General features: G+C 36.4%; 12 protein-coding genes. 11 read left to right on the top strand and 1 reads right to left on the bottom strand.

The annotated features are described in order from the left end of the window. Positions 1–29 precede the first annotated feature (29 nt). The 3 genes from msrC to Q9317_RS03380 are packed head-to-tail and all read left to right on the top strand — an operon-like array spanning position 30 to position 2,454. Positions 30–527: a free L-methionine (R)-S-oxide reductase MsrC gene (msrC, locus tag Q9317_RS03370; RefSeq protein WP_003100134.1), complete on the top strand. Its 498-nt coding sequence runs from the start codon at positions 30–32 to the stop codon at positions 525–527. Further along, the gene (gene dnaX / locus Q9317_RS03375) at positions 527–2,200 is read left to right on the top strand and encodes a DNA polymerase III subunit gamma/tau (RefSeq protein ID WP_003100135.1); all 1,674 of its coding nucleotides are present in this window, start codon (positions 527–529) and stop codon (positions 2,198–2,200) included. Before msrC ends, dnaX begins: the two co-directional genes overlap by 1 nt. A 50-nt stretch (positions 2,201–2,250) precedes the next feature. Then, on the top strand, positions 2,251–2,454 hold the full coding sequence (locus Q9317_RS03380) for a DUF3272 family protein (RefSeq protein WP_003100136.1): 204 nt from the start codon (positions 2,251–2,253) through the stop codon (positions 2,452–2,454). Here Q9317_RS03380 and birA read toward each other — a convergent pair. Next, entirely contained in the window at positions 2,435–3,370 is a 936-nt protein-coding gene (gene birA, locus Q9317_RS03385; RefSeq protein WP_017794607.1) for a bifunctional biotin--[acetyl-CoA-carboxylase] ligase/biotin operon repressor BirA, read from the bottom strand. The genes Q9317_RS03380 and birA overlap by 20 nt on opposite strands. 162 nt (positions 3,371–3,532) lie before the next feature. Between birA and Q9317_RS03390 the strand changes: the two genes are divergently transcribed. The 8 genes from Q9317_RS03390 (at position 3,533) to uxaC (ending at position 14,634) form a co-directional block, all read left to right on the top strand. Continuing rightward, positions 3,533–5,812, top strand: coding sequence for a leucine-rich repeat domain-containing protein (locus Q9317_RS03390; protein WP_121791500.1), 2,280 nt, complete (start codon positions 3,533–3,535; stop codon positions 5,810–5,812). A gap of 384 nt (positions 5,813–6,196) precedes the next feature. Then, a complete protein-coding gene (gene metK / locus Q9317_RS03395; RefSeq protein WP_003100140.1) occupies positions 6,197–7,384 on the top strand; it encodes a methionine adenosyltransferase in 1,188 nt (395 codons plus the stop codon). 182 nt (positions 7,385–7,566) lie between these two features. Next, entirely contained in the window at positions 7,567–8,826 is a 1,260-nt protein-coding gene (murA, locus tag Q9317_RS03400) for a UDP-N-acetylglucosamine 1-carboxyvinyltransferase (protein ID WP_305981577.1), read from the top strand. 249 nt (positions 8,827–9,075) lie between these two features. Then, positions 9,076–10,620, top strand: a complete 1,545-nt coding sequence (locus tag Q9317_RS03405; RefSeq protein ID WP_003100142.1) for an MFS transporter — start codon at positions 9,076–9,078, stop codon at positions 10,618–10,620. Between the two features lie 58 nt (positions 10,621–10,678). Continuing rightward, positions 10,679–11,704, top strand: a complete 1,026-nt coding sequence (locus Q9317_RS03410) for a sugar kinase (RefSeq protein WP_003100144.1) — start codon at positions 10,679–10,681, stop codon at positions 11,702–11,704. A 106-nt stretch (positions 11,705–11,810) separates the two neighbouring features. Next, the gene (locus Q9317_RS03415; RefSeq protein WP_003100145.1) at positions 11,811–12,494 is read left to right on the top strand and encodes a FadR/GntR family transcriptional regulator; all 684 of its coding nucleotides are present in this window, start codon (positions 11,811–11,813) and stop codon (positions 12,492–12,494) included. Between the two features lie 111 nt (positions 12,495–12,605). After that, on the top strand, positions 12,606–13,223 hold the full coding sequence (locus Q9317_RS03420) for a bifunctional 4-hydroxy-2-oxoglutarate aldolase/2-dehydro-3-deoxy-phosphogluconate aldolase (protein WP_003100147.1): 618 nt from the start codon (positions 12,606–12,608) through the stop codon (positions 13,221–13,223). A 10-nt stretch (positions 13,224–13,233) separates the two neighbouring features. Further along, a complete protein-coding gene (gene uxaC, locus Q9317_RS03425) occupies positions 13,234–14,634 on the top strand; it encodes a glucuronate isomerase (RefSeq protein WP_121791501.1) in 1,401 nt (466 codons plus the stop codon). Positions 14,635–14,644 lie beyond the last annotated feature (10 nt).

The following is a 14,644-nucleotide window of genomic DNA, read 5'->3' on the forward strand; positions in this document are numbered from 1 at the left end:
AAGAGAGTTCTTGTGGTATAATAGAAAACATGAATATGACTAGAAAAGAAGAAAATTATCAACTCATGTTAGCTCAAGCTCAAGCTTTGTTTATGAATGAATCTAATGCTTTAGCTAATTTATCCAATGCAAGTGCTTTATTACTAAATGCTTTACCTGATTCTGTATTTGCAGGTTTTTATTTATTTGATGGCAAAGAGTTAATTTTAGGGCCTTTTCAGGGCTCTGTTTCTTGCGTGCACATCGCACTTGGAAAAGGTGTGTGTGGTCAAGTAGCTGAGACAGAAGAAACCCTAATTGTTGCCAATGTTAAAGAACATGATAATTATATTTCTTGTGATTCAAGGGCTATGAGTGAAATTGTGGTCCCAATGGTTAAAGATGGGCAATTGATTGGTGTTCTTGATTTAGATTCTCCTCATGTTGGAGATTATGATGCTACAGATCAAGAGTATTTAGAAAAATTTGTTGCCATTTTACTGGAAAAAACACGTTTTAATTTTGACATGTTCGGAGTGGAAAACTAATGTATCAAGCCTTATATCGTAAGTACAGAAGCCAAACCTTTGATGAGATGGTTGGGCAAACTGTCATTTCAACAACTTTAAAACAGGCTGTTGAAAGTGGAAAAATTAGCCATGCTTATTTATTTTCTGGACCAAGAGGAACAGGAAAGACAAGTGCTGCTAAAATTTTTGCAAAGGCCATGAACTGTCCTAATCAAGTTGCAGGGGAGCCTTGTAATCATTGTGATATTTGTAAAGATATCACAGCTGGTAGTCTGGAAGATGTGATTGAAATTGACGCTGCATCTAATAATGGTGTTGATGAGATTCGAGATATTAGAGACAAGTCAACCTACGCTCCTAGTCGCGCAACTTATAAAGTTTATATCATTGATGAAGTGCATATGTTGTCAACTGGAGCTTTTAATGCTCTCTTAAAGACTCTTGAGGAACCATCAGAAAATGTGGTCTTTATTTTAGCGACAACGGAATTGCATAAAATCCCAGCAACCATTTTATCACGTGTCCAACGTTTTGAATTTAAGTCGATTAAACAGCAAGCAATCAAAGAACATTTGGCAAAAATTCTTTCTGAAGAAGCCATTAGCTATGAAGAAGATGCACTTTTCTTGATTGCTAAACGCGCTGAAGGTGGTATGCGAGATGCTTTGTCTATTTTGGACCAAGCCCTTAGTTTGTCTGCTGACAATCAAGTTACTCTAGCAGTAGCTGAGGAAATTACAGGTTCTATTAGTATTAAGGCGTTGGATGACTATGTGTCACAAGTAATCCAAAAATCACCAGCATTAGCTTTGGAAAATCTAACTGTGATTTTTGAAAATGGTAAAAGTATGAGCCGTTTTGCAACAGATCTTTTATCTTACTTAAGGGATTTATTACTTGCTAAAACAGGTGGTGAAAGCCTCTATCAATCAGAAACTTTTCTAGCTAATATGGTTGTTTCGACTCAGGATATTTTTGAAATGATTTCGATTGTGACCAAACATATTCCTGAAATTAAGCGAGGCACTCATCCTCGGATTTATGCTGAAATGATGACAATCGCTCTAGCTGATACAAAACGAGGTCTTACCTCTGAATCGGTTAGTCCTGATATCGCAAATCAGATTGAGGCTTTAAAAGCAGAAGTAAAATTCTTAAAAGAAAGTTTTGACGGGCTAAATCAAGGTGCAGTGGTTAAATCAAGTTCACCGAAAATGACTAGGCCAAGTGCTGTCAACTATAAGGTTGATCGCCAGAAAATTTTAACCATCATGGAAGAGACTGTTCGAAACAGCGAACAATCTCGCCAATACCTTGATTCACTTAAATCGGTTTGGAATGAAATTTTAGACAGTATTTCACCACAAGACAGGGCACTTTTGATGGGTTCTGAGCCGGTTTTGGCTAATAGCGAAAATGCTATTTTGGCATTTGAAGCTGCTTTTAATGCTGAGCAGGCGATGAATCGTACTGATTTAAATGCAATGTTTGGCAATATTATGAGTAAGGCGGCTGGTTTTAGCCCCAATATTTTAGCAGTACCAAGGGCTGATTTCAACCATATCAGAGGAGAGTTTGCTAAGCAGATGAAATCTCAAGCGGCTACTAGTCCGGTTGAAGAAGTGGTTGAAACTGTGATTCCAGAAGGATTTGACTTTTTAAGTCAAAAAATAAATACAATTGAGGATTAATAAAAAGAAAATTCTTCGTCGAATTTTCTTTTTATTGGTATAATGACACTATGACAATTAAACAATTTTTTATGACGGCTCTCATCATAGCTTTTGAGACATATTTTTTCAATGATAGTTTGTTATCAGGGGACTATCTCTTTGCCTGTTTTTGGGGCTTCTTATTTTTCAGAGACTTACGTCGTGCGCGTGCCATTGATAAGTTTTCAAAGTCACTATTAAAAGCAGCTAATGCTACCAAGAAGAAAGACTAACTTCACCACTTGGTAAGGTTTCTACCTGGCCATCAGGATGTTCAACAATAAGGTAGCCTTGGTCTGTAATGGCAATGGCTTTTCCTTCAACAAGCTTTTCATTTTTGTAATAGGTCACTTGTTTGTTTAAAACAAGTGATTTTTCTTTGTAAATTTTGATGTGTTCATGACTTGGAATTGTGAAAAATAATGTCCAAATTTCTTCAATTAATTGATTTCTTGTAATGGTGGGATGACTCTTAAAGAGTGATCCTGCTTTGTTTTTAAGCTCGTTTGGAAAGTTTGTATTATTAAAGTTGATGCCTACACCAATAATGAGATCTGTGATTAATCCAGTTTCGACTGATGTAACAGCTTCAGTTAAAATACCGGCTATTTTGTGATTTTCAAAATAGATATCATTAACCCATTTGATGTCTGTCTCAATTCCTGTCAATCTTGAAATGGCTTTAACCACACAAGAAGCTAAAATCATTGTGTATGGTTCCATTTGACTATAAGGTAAGTTAGGTCTTAAATGCATTGACATATAGATTCCAGAACCTGAAGGGGAGTAAAAACTGCGACTAAGGCGTCCCTTGCCATGAGATTGATGATTGGCTAAATAAAGGTGTGGGCAAGAAAGATTAGCTTCGATGCCATGCTTAGCATCTAGTTGTGTTGATTGGGTCTCTTCTTTGTAACTAACAGGTAGTTTAAGCTTTTGGCTTAGCTGTTGAGGTAAAAGTAAATCACCAGTCAAAATGCGATAACCTTTATTTTTGCTTGATTCTATTTCTAGCCCCTGATTTTCTAATGATTTCACAGCCTTCCAAATAGCTGTTCGGCTAAGGTTTAGGGTCTTTGCAAGGGACTCACCACTAGTGTAATCACTTGTTTGCGATAATAATTCATAAATACGTTCAGATGTTTTCATAGCTCTAGTATAGTCTATTTTTGTCATTTTTCAAAGTTTTAAGTTATTGTTAGTGGTATTATTATTAAAAAAATATGCTTTTCTCATAATAAAAAGATTGCAAAAAAATAAGAGTCTGATATAATTAACTGGTTAATAAAAAAACAATCATTCGGAGGAAAAATGAAAAAACACTCATATTTATTGATGGCGGGAATTGCCTTAACCTGTAGTTTAAGCTTATCAGCCTGTCACTCGCAAGGGGAAAAAAAGCCAAATCAACCCTCTAAACATCTTAAAAGTAAAAAAGTAGATGCTAAGAAAAAAAGTAAAACTAGCCAGAAAAAACAAAAAGGTGTAGCAGGAGTTGACTACCCAACAGACGATGGTTTTATGTTAAGTAAACAGTCAAAAATTCTATCTAAGACAGACTCTGGTATTGTTGTTGAACATGATGGACACTCGCATTTTATTTTTTATAAAGACCTAAAAGGCAGTCAATTTGCCTATTTGATTCCTGAGGGAGCTAATTTATCAAAACCAATGGTCACAGCAGAGGCTTCTTCAAACCATGGTTCAGGTCATCATTATGTTTTTAATCCTGCAGATATCGTTGCAGAAGATGCACAAGGCTATACCGTTAGACATGGGGACCATTTCCACTATATTTTGAAATCAAGTTTGGGAATGTCTGTTTCGCCGTCAACAAATATGCAAGTGCAAGCTCAACACAATTTTGTAAGAAATGTTAACTACACCCCTCAAGGCAGTGGCATTTCAGGGCTTGATTTTGCAACCAGTGATGGCTTTAAATTTGACGGTAAAGAAATTGTAGGACAAACCAAAGATAGTATTTTAGTCAACCATAACGGTCACTTGCACCCCATCACTTTTAATGATTTACGTCAATCAGGCTGGGGCGAGATTGCAGACTACTATGAGAGTCAGTCTAAAGGAGATAAAAAAAATACTCCAAAAGATGCCCTTGAAGAAGAGTTTAAAGCAAAGTTGGATTATTTGGCTAAAGAACTAGGACTATCTACGGATCTTATTAAACGTATTGAGACTAAAGATGGAAAACTTGGTTTAGAGTATCCACATGGCGATCATAGTCATGTGCTCATGTTAACTGACTTTGAAATTGGTAAAGCAATTCCAGATCCTCATGATTTATACCATGCAAGACAGCTTGAAAAACATAAAATCGGAATGCAAACCCTTAAAAATATGGGATTTGATGATGAGGTTGTTTTGGATATTGTGAGAACTCACATGGTTGCAACAGATTTCCCATCAAATGAAACAAATCCTAAGGCTATGGAAAAATGGTTAGCAAGTGTTACAAAAGTGGATTTAGGTAGCCGTAAAAATCCTTTGAAACGCTTTGGTTTATCTTACTTACCAAATTTAGAAGCTTTAGGTATTGGTTTTACACCTATCGATGATATGACACCAGTTCTTCAATTTAAAAAATTGAAACAGTTATTAATGACGGCGACGGGTGTAAAAAATTATGATTTCTTAAGTCAAATGCCAATGCTTGAAAGCATTGATGTTTCACAAAATGGTTTAGATGATTTGAGCTTTTTAGTACCTTATAAAAAGCTTAACCTAGTTGCTGCTGCTGACAACAATTTGAAAACACTGGCTCCGCTAGCAGAATTGCCCAATTTACAGTTTCTTGTTTTAAGTAATAATCAGATTAGTGATTTAAGTCCATTGGCTTCATTGTCTAAAATTCAAGAGATTCATATCGAAAATAATAAGTTGTCAAACTTAAATGCCTTAACAGGAAAAGAAAGTTTAAAAATACTTAACTTATCTGAAAATAAAGGATTTGATGCTGATAGTCTGAAACTACCAAATTTAGAAATGTTGACTTTAGAGAAAGTAGATTTAAAATCGTTAGATTTTATTAAAAACAATCCTTCATTGACAGAATTAACAGTTAGTCATAATCAACTGAAACAATTAGATGGCATTGAAGGTCATAAACGTTTGGTGAACTTGAAAGCTGAGTCTAATCAATTACAAACAATAAAACTGCCTCATAAACAAGAATCTTTGAAATATTTAAATGTTTCAAAAAATGAATTGAAAGATTTGGAAGGTGTTAATGATTATCAAAAACTTGAAACCTTAAGAGCAGCTACTAACAAACTGACAAGTCTAAAACTAAAAGAAGCAAATCATCAGGTAACCAGCTTAGATGTTAGTGATAACAATATTCCTTTAGAAGAATTGAAACAACCTCAAGAAAATGCTATTCCAATTGTTATTGCACAAAATTTCCCATCAGTAAGAGAGGGGAGTGCAGCTGACAACGGCACGGCGGAAGAAAAAGCTAAGAGAGCTACTGATGCTGAAAGTGCTTCTCATGAAGAGTTAGAGCATAGTGAAGACGATCATCATAATCATGAGCACCACCATCATGATGAAGATGAGCATGACCATGATCATTAATAAAAGGCATTGCTTTTAGCAAAAAATAATAAGGTTACATTGGAGTCGCCATAAGCTTGCTTCAATCTGAGAAGTTGACATTAGTCAGCTTCTTTTTTTGAATAGTGCAAGACAATTTTCTCAAAAATAGTAAGAAACGTGTTATAATGGAGGAGTTATGAGTCCCGAAAAGACATTTTTACTTTGACCAAATCTATGCTTTAGCGCATTAGTGGAGGAAAAGAGAAGTGGTGCTTTGTAACTCTCTTTGTTTTATGGCAACAAAACTTGCTGTTAAACAAAGGAAAACCTGTGGAATGGTCCATAGTGTTTTCAACATTTGCATTTTTTTGACGTTTTTAAAACATGAAAACGTCAATAATTATTTAAAGGGGGGACATTTTTATGTCAGAACGTAAACTTTTTACATCTGAATCTGTATCTGAGGGGCATCCTGATAAGATTGCTGATCAAATTTCAGATGCTATTTTAGATGCTATTCTCGCTGAGGATCCTGATTCACACGTTGCAGCTGAAACAGCTGTATATACTGGCTCTGTTCATGTATTTGGTGAAATTTCGACCAATGCTTATGTGGATATTAACCGTGTTGTTCGTGATACTATTGCTGAGATTGGTTATACTGAAGCCGAATATGGTTTTTCTGCAGAGTCAGTCGGGGTGCATCCATCGCTTGTTGAACAATCTTCAGATATTGCTCAAGGAGTTAATGAAGCGCTAGAGGTAAGAGAAGGGCAAAAAGATGATTTAAGTCTTATCGGAGCTGGGGACCAAGGTCTCATGTTTGGTTTTGCTATCGATGAAACAGAAGAATTGATGCCATTGCCGATTTCATTGTCACATCGTTTGGTTAAAAAATTAGCTGATTTGAGAAAATCAGGAGAGATTTCTTATTTAAGACCTGATGCAAAATCACAGGTAACTGTTGAGTATGATGAAAATGATCAACCATCTCGAGTGGATACAGTTGTTATTTCAACACAACACGATCCTGATGTGACCAATGAAACCATTAGACGTGATGTTATTGAAAAAGTGATTAAGTCGGTTATTCCAGCGAAATTTATTGATGACAAGACTAAATACTTTATCAATCCGACCGGCCGTTTTGTTATTGGTGGGCCTCAAGGGGACTCAGGTTTAACAGGCCGTAAAATTATTGTTGATACATACGGTGGCTATTCTCGCCATGGTGGTGGTGCCTTCTCAGGAAAAGATGCTACCAAGGTAGACCGTTCTGCATCTTACGCAGCTCGTTATATTGCTAAAAATATTGTAGCAGCCGGCTTAGCTAGAAAAGTTGAGGTGCAATTAGCATACGCTATTGGGGTTGCACATCCTGTTTCAGTTCGTGTGGATACTTTTGGAACATCACGTGTTTCGGAATCACAATTAGAAGCAGCAGTGAGACATCATTTTGACTTGCGTCCAGCAGGTATCATCAAAATGCTTGATTTGAAACGTCCAATTTATAAGCAAACAGCTGCTTACGGACATATGGGGAGAACGGATATTGATCTGCCTTGGGAAAAATGTGATAAAGCTGACGCATTAAAGGCCTTTTTAGCTTAAACTGTTAGTGAATAGTAGAATGAATTAATCAGAGGTAACCAAATAAGGTTATCTCTGATTTTCTGCTTTGGAAGAAGAGGTCTCGTTTTTAAACTAATTTGCTTCATCAAGGTATTTGTAATGCGTTGAAAATTGTGATAAAATGATAAGGTTGAATTCAAGTATAAGAAAGTTTTGGTTGTATGCGTAAAATTATTATCAATGGTGGTAAGCCTTTAAGTGGAGAAGTGACGGTCTCCGGTGCAAAAAACAGTGTTGTAGCCCTTATTCCTGCTATTATCTTAGCAAAAGATCTTGTTGTATTAGATGGTGTTCCAGCCATTAGTGATGTTGATAGTCTTATTGAAATCATGGAAGTTATGGGAGCCAAAGTGTCCTATGAAGGGGATTGCTTAACAATTGATCCTAGTGGTGTGGAAAGTGTACCAATGCCTTATGGGAAAATCAATAGTCTTAGAGCATCTTATTATTTCTATGGAAGTTTACTTGGTCGTTTTGGTGAAGCAACGGTTGGCTTACCAGGTGGTTGTGATTTGGGTCCTAGACCGATTGATTTGCATTTAAAAGCTTTTGAAGCTATGGGAGCAGAGATTTCTTATGAAGGCGAGAATATGCGTCTTTCAGCTCCTGATGGGCACCTTCATGGGGCACACATTTTCATGGATACTGTTAGTGTCGGTGCAACCATCAATACGATGTTAGCAGCAACAACTGCAAATGGGAAAACAACTATTGAGAATGCTGCTAGAGAACCGGAAATTATCGATATTGCAACCTTGTTAAACAATATGGGAGCACATATTCGTGGAGCTGGAACGGATGTTATCACCATCGAAGGGGTAACAGAACTTCACGGGACGACGCACCAAGTTATTCCTGATCGAATTGAAGCTGGGACCTATATTGCCATGGCTGCAGCTGTTGGGAATGGTGTTAAGGTTTCTAATGTTCTATATGAGCATTTAGAGAGTTTTATTGCAAAACTTGAAGAGATGGGGGTTCGAATGACGGTTGAAGAAGATTCAATTTACGTTGAAAAGCAAGAGCATCTCAAAGCAGTTACTATTAAAACATCACCTTATCCGGGCTTTGCCACAGATTTACAGCAACCTCTCACTCCCTTGTTGCTGACTGCTTCTGGTAGAGGAAGTATTATTTATACCATTTATCAAAAACGTGTTAATCATGTTCCTGAATTGGCTAGAATGGGTGCGAAAATAGCAACTCTAGGAGATCAGATTGTTTATGATGGGCCAGCAGTTCTAAGTGGCGCACAAGTAAAGGCTACTGACTTAAGAGCTGGTGCAGCACTTGTGACAGCTGGCTTAATGGCTGAAGGCCGTACGGAGATAACTAATATTGAGTTTATTCTCAGAGGTTATGCTAATATCATTGAAAAATTACAAGCCTTAGGCGCTGATATTCAACTAATTGAAGACTAAAAAGTAAAGAGAATCGAGAGATTCTCTTTTTACTTGTCTGATGATTGTAAAAAAATAGGATACATTCATCAGATGGTTTTTGATTTATAACGTTAAAAAAGCTTGTTTATACTTGTGTTTTAGCTTTTTTAGAAAAAATTAGCAAAAAATCATTTAAAATAGATTGACAAATCGTCAGATGAATAGTAAGATAAAAGTGTAATTAAAACGCTTCCAATAAGTGTTAGCAAAAACAAGGAGGTTTCTCTCATGGAGAAAACAATGGAACAAAGGGAAGAAGTGGTAAGCTATAATCGTGCTAAGGTGTGGCAATTAGTTCTTTTTGCTCTTAATAATGCGTCAACAAACATTTATTTATTTACATTTATGTTTGTTACTTACTTCTCGACGGGTGTTTTGGGACTAGCAGCAATCTTTGTTAGTCAGATTATGGGCTATATCCGTATTTTTGACGGCTTCATTGACCCGGCTATTGGTATTATTATTGATAAAACAGAAACAAAATTTGGCAAGTACCGTCCGATTTTGGTTATTGGTAATATTGTGACAGCTTTGTCTTTAATCCTTTTGCTATCACTTTCAGCTGTTGATCAAGGGATTCGTTTCCCCTTATTTATCCTTGTTTTGATTATCCATAAAATTGGATACTCTATGCAGCAGACAATAACAAAGGCTGGTCAAACGGCTTTAACGAATGATCCAAAACAGCGTCCGATTTTTAATATTGTAGATGCAGTTATGACAACCACATTAATGACTGGAGGTCAGTATGTTGTTTCCAGTTTCTTAGTTCCTAAATTTGGAAATTTCACACCAGAATTCTTTAAGGTATTGATTTATGGAACAATTGTTATCTCAGCAGTCTTAGCGATTGCAGCAATTATTGGTATTTGGTCAAAAGATAATAAAGAATTTTTTGGTTTAGGTGAAAATACACAAAAAACTGAACTTAAAGATTATTGGAAGGTTTTAAAAGGGAACAAGCCGCTACAAGTGTTATCTATTGCTGCAGCTTTGGTTAAGTTTGCCGTTCAGTTCTTCGGTGACTCTGTTGTAATGGTTATTTTATTTGGGATTCTCTTTGGAAACTATGCTCTTTCAGGACAATTTTCTTTGTTATATGTTGTGCCTGGTGTTGTTATTAATATTATTTTCTCAAGTATTGCACGTAAAAAAGGGCTTCGTTTTTCATATGTAAAAGCTCTTCAAGTTGGTTTGGTTGGTTTAGTTGCATTTGGTGCAGTGTTATACTTTGGTCATCCAGGTGATCTAAGTCTTGCTAAAATCAACATGTATACTATTTTATTCATTGTGACAAATATTATTGCACGTTTTGCCTCTCAAGCTCCTGCGAGTTTGGTTCTGACGATGGGGGCGGATATTTCTGATTTTGAAACTTCAGAATCAGGTCGCTATGTCTCTGGGATGATTGGGACAATCTTCTCGCTAACGGACTCTATTGCCTCTTCTTTTGCTCCAATGGTTGTCGGAGCTGTACTTGCAGGTATAGGATTTGCTAAAGCTTATCCTACTATGGAAACACCATTGACTCCAGAGCTAAAAATGGCCTTAATGGTTCTTCTTGTAGGTGTACCATTTGTAGCATTACTTGTTGCCTTAGTTTTAATGAGATTTTATAAACTTGATAAAGAAGAAATGATTCGTATTCAAGAGAAAATACAAGTTATGAAAGCTGCTTCAAGTGACGAGCGTGTTAAAGCTATTGCGAAGAATGTTCCATTAACTGATATGGATTATGTTGATGTTACCAATTATCCTGTTGATAAAGACTAGTTTTCTGAGGCAGCTCCTTTTTAAGGTAGCTGTTTCTTATTTATAAAAGGAGCAAAGTATGAAAAAAGTTATTTCACTGGGTGAAATTTTATTACGATTGACGCCACCTCAATACCAAACCTTAAGCCAAGCAAATTCCTTAGAGTGTCAATTTGGTGGATCAGAATTAAATGTATTAGCTACTTTGGCTCAATTAGGGCATCAAGTGGCGATGGTTTCAGCTATTCCAGATAATGATTTGGGAACCATGACACAACAATTTTTATTTTCCAAACAAATAGGTCAAAAAGCAGTTATTCGAAAAGGACAACGGCTGGGCCTTTATTACTATCAAAAGGGATTTTCAAGAAGAGCAAGCCGTGTGACGTATGATCGTAAATACTCTGCTTTTTGGGAAAGTCGGTTAGCGGATTACGATGTAGAGTCCTTGTTTGAAGAAGCAGATTGGTTTCATGTTTCAGGGATAACACCTGCTCTGACGAATGAGTTATACCATTTAACAGAAGTCTTAATGAAAAAGGCTAAGGAATTGGGTGTAACCATTTCTTTTGATTTAAATTTTAGAGAGAGTCTTTGGTCATCTTTTCAAGAGGCGCGGGATTTATTGTCGCCTTTAGTAGCTTTAGCGGATGTATGCATTGGTCTTGAACCTATTCATTTACCGAGTGAAGTAAATGATTTGAAAGATGAATTGGGCTTGAAGGCACCTTACAAGGATAAAATAATCCTTTTAGAGGTGCTAGAGGAAATCTGCCAATCTTATCAATTGAAAACTATTGCCTTTACGCAAAGAGAAATGGGATACCATAATGACTATATTTTAAAAGCATATTTATACTATCAGGGAAAGTTGTATGAGACGACGGAGTCACCTATACAAGTGCTTGATCGAGTTGGAACAGGTGATGCTTTTACTGCTGGTTTAATTCATGCTTTCTTAGAAGGGGAGTCTGCCCAAAAGGCACTGGATATTGCAATGGCTTGTTTCACCTTTAAACACACTATCGAAGGAGATGTTAATTTAATTTCAAAAGAAGATATAGTAAGGTTTATGAATGCGACTTCTTTTGACGTTAAACGCTAAAAAATGTAAGAGTTTCCAACAAAAAGAATTTATTAACGGATTTCTAATTACCATTACAAAAAAAATAGTGTACAATAGGAATAGCTAGATTAGAAGAGGTGAAAAGATGGCTAGACCATTAGTTGAACAAACTGCGGAACGTTTATTACAATTAATTCTTGAACGTGAGTATGAGATTGGTGCGAAATTACCAAATGAGTACGAATTGGCACAAGATTTAGATGTTGGTAGAAGTACCATTCGTGAGGCAGTTAGAAGTTTAGCGACTCGAAATATCTTAGAAGTAAGACAGGGCTCGGGGACCTATATTAGTTCTAAAAAAGGGGTATCAGAGGATCCTCTTGGATTTTCATTGGTAAAAGATACAGATCAATTGGCATCTGATTTATTTGAATTAAGACTTTTACTTGAGCCTAGAATTGCAGAGCTTGTGGCACAAAGAGTCACTGAAGAACACTATTTGGAGCTGGAGAAAATTGTAATTGCTATTGAAGAGGCTGTAGAAGCCGGGGATGAGAATCATTTGCTTTTAGATGTGCAATTTCATTCTCTGCTTGCTAATTATAGTGGGAATATTGCCATGGATAGTCTGTTACCTGTTATCAATCAATCAATTCATCTGATAAATGCTAAATATACCAATATCCAAATGAAGTCGGAAAGTTTGCATGCTCATAGAGATATTTTAAAAGCGATTAAAGAAAGAAATCCAGTTTCGGCGCATGATGCCATGCTTTTGCACATTATGACGGTTAGAAATTCAGCATTGAAACAGGTTTCAAAAAAATGAAATAAGGAGATAGTTCTAAAAAACTATCTTTTTTTAGGTCTAAATCTTGACAAGTCATCAGATGACTTGTATAATGAGATTAAGATAACGGTTTCATAAAAGGAGGTTCCTATGCTTAACCGATTGAAAGAAAATTTTTTCTTTGCTGTTGTGCGTGGTAAAACAGCAGAAGATGCTATTGAAATTTCAAAACATGCTATTTTAGGTGGTATTTGTAATATTGAAATCACTTTTTCAACTCCAAATGCCTGTCAAGTGATTAAAAAGTTATCAGATGACTTTAAAGAAGACCAGTCAGTTATTGTTGGAGCAGGAACTGTTATGACGACTGATTTAGCACAAGAAGCTATTGATGCAGGGGCAAACTTTCTTGTTAGTCCTCACTTTGATTTAGCTATTGCACAATTGGCCAATGAAAACGGTGTTTTCTATTTTCCGGGATGTGCTACTGCTACAGAAGTGGTCACAGCTATGAGAGCATCTTGTCCCATCATTAAACTTTTCCCTGGAGGAATCGTTGGTCCTGGATTTATCAAAGATATTCATGGACCTATTCCAGAGGTTGACTTAATGCCATCTGGTGGTGTCTCTATTGATAATGTGGCAGAGTGGAAAAAAGCTGGTGCAATTGCAGTCGGTGTAGGATCTGCACTGTCAAGCAAGGTTGCAAGTCAAGGTTATGATAGTGTTACAGAGATTGCAAAAGCCTTTGTTTCAGCAATTAAATAAGGAGTTAAGAATGGCTTTTAATGATGATAATTTTATGTTAAAAAATGAAGCTGCAAAGAAGCTTTACCAAAAAATCAAAAATCAACCGATTTTTGACTATCATTGCCATCTTGATCCAAAAGAGATTTATCAAGATGAGGTTTATGATAATATTGTTGACTTATGGCTGGGCGGCGACCATTATAAATGGCGACTTATGCGAGCTAACGGTGTGTCAGAAGAAGAGATTACTGGCTCTGCTTCAAAACAAGATAAGTTTAAGGCTTTTGCGAGAACCTTAGAAAGAGCTTATGGAAATCCTGTCTATCATTGGTCTGTTATGGAACTGAAAAACGTATTTGGGATTGAAGAAAACTTAACATCAGAAAATGCAGACTCTATTTACCATCAGTTGAACACTTACCTACTGGAGAATCAGATTAGTCCACGAAAATTGATTGCAGATAGCAAGGTCACCTTTATTGGAACAACAGATCATCCATTGGATGATTTAAGTTGGCATCAAAAGTTAGCTGAGGACGACAGTTTTTCAACCGTTGTTGCACCAACTTTCAGGCCAGATCAGGCTTTTATTGAACATGCACAATTTAGAACATTTATTGAAGCTTTGGGCCAAAGTGTTGAGAGGACCATTTCAGATTTTAGGACATTTGTTGAGGCCTTGGAAAGCAGAGTTGCCTACTTTGCTAAACATGGCTGTAAAGCAAGTGATATTAGTTTTACAGAGATTGTTTTTGAAAACGCTACAAGGTCTGAGTTAGATGTTTTGTTGACTAAGGTTATTGGAGGTTATTATCCTAATCAATTTGAAATTAACCAATGGCAAACAGCTGTTTTTGCAGAACTTTGTCGATTGTATAAAAAGTATGGTTTTGTGACACAAGTTCATTTTGGGGCTCTTCGTAATAATCATTCTGGTATTTACACTAAATTAGGTGCAGATGTGGGTGTGGATTCTTTAGGTGATCAAACGGCTTTGGCAATAAACATGAATCGATTATTGGATCACTTAGTTGTTACTGATAGCTTACCGAAAATGATTTGGTATAACTTAAACCCAACATATAACATCACCGTCGCAAACACTTTAGCTAACTTTCAAGCTAATGAAGAAGGTGTCAAATCCTATCTACAATTTGGTGCGGGCTGGTGGTTTGCAGATACCAAGTTAGGGATGATTAGTCAAATGAATGCTTTAGCAGAACAAGGGATTTTAGCTAATTTTATTGGCATGTTAACGGATTCTCGTAGCTTCCTTTCTTATCAACGTCATGATTATTTCAGACGGATTTTAGCCAATTATATTGGCGAGTGGATAACCGAAGGTGAAGTTCCAGAAGACTATGAGGCACTTGGCAAGATTGCTCAAGATATTGCATATAACAATGCGCAAGTTTATTTCAACAATTAATAAGAAGTTT

It is taken from the genome of Streptococcus iniae (assembly GCF_030732225.1).
GTDB classification, from domain to species: domain Bacteria; phylum Bacillota; class Bacilli; order Lactobacillales; family Streptococcaceae; genus Streptococcus; species Streptococcus iniae.

Excerpts from the sequence above, each read along its gene's own strand:
- msrC (WP_003100134.1), top strand. The coding sequence starts at position 30 with ATGAATATGACTAGAAAAGAAGAAAATTATCAACTCATGTTAGCTCAA.
- dnaX (WP_003100135.1), top strand. The coding sequence starts at position 527 with ATGTATCAAGCCTTATATCGTAAGTACAGAAGCCAAACCTTTGATGAG.
- Q9317_RS03380 (WP_003100136.1), top strand. The coding sequence starts at position 2,251 with ATGACAATTAAACAATTTTTTATGACGGCTCTCATCATAGCTTTTGAG.
- birA (WP_017794607.1), bottom strand. The coding sequence starts at position 3,370 with ATGAAAACATCTGAACGTATTTATGAATTATTATCGCAAACAAGTGAT.
- Q9317_RS03390 (WP_121791500.1), top strand. The coding sequence starts at position 3,533 with ATGAAAAAACACTCATATTTATTGATGGCGGGAATTGCCTTAACCTGT.
- metK (WP_003100140.1), top strand. The coding sequence starts at position 6,197 with ATGTCAGAACGTAAACTTTTTACATCTGAATCTGTATCTGAGGGGCAT.
- murA (WP_305981577.1), top strand. The coding sequence starts at position 7,567 with ATGCGTAAAATTATTATCAATGGTGGTAAGCCTTTAAGTGGAGAAGTG.
- Q9317_RS03405 (WP_003100142.1), top strand. The coding sequence starts at position 9,076 with ATGGAGAAAACAATGGAACAAAGGGAAGAAGTGGTAAGCTATAATCGT.
- Q9317_RS03410 (WP_003100144.1), top strand. The coding sequence starts at position 10,679 with ATGAAAAAAGTTATTTCACTGGGTGAAATTTTATTACGATTGACGCCA.
- Q9317_RS03415 (WP_003100145.1), top strand. The coding sequence starts at position 11,811 with ATGGCTAGACCATTAGTTGAACAAACTGCGGAACGTTTATTACAATTA.
- Q9317_RS03420 (WP_003100147.1), top strand. The coding sequence starts at position 12,606 with ATGCTTAACCGATTGAAAGAAAATTTTTTCTTTGCTGTTGTGCGTGGT.
- uxaC (WP_121791501.1), top strand. The coding sequence starts at position 13,234 with ATGGCTTTTAATGATGATAATTTTATGTTAAAAAATGAAGCTGCAAAG.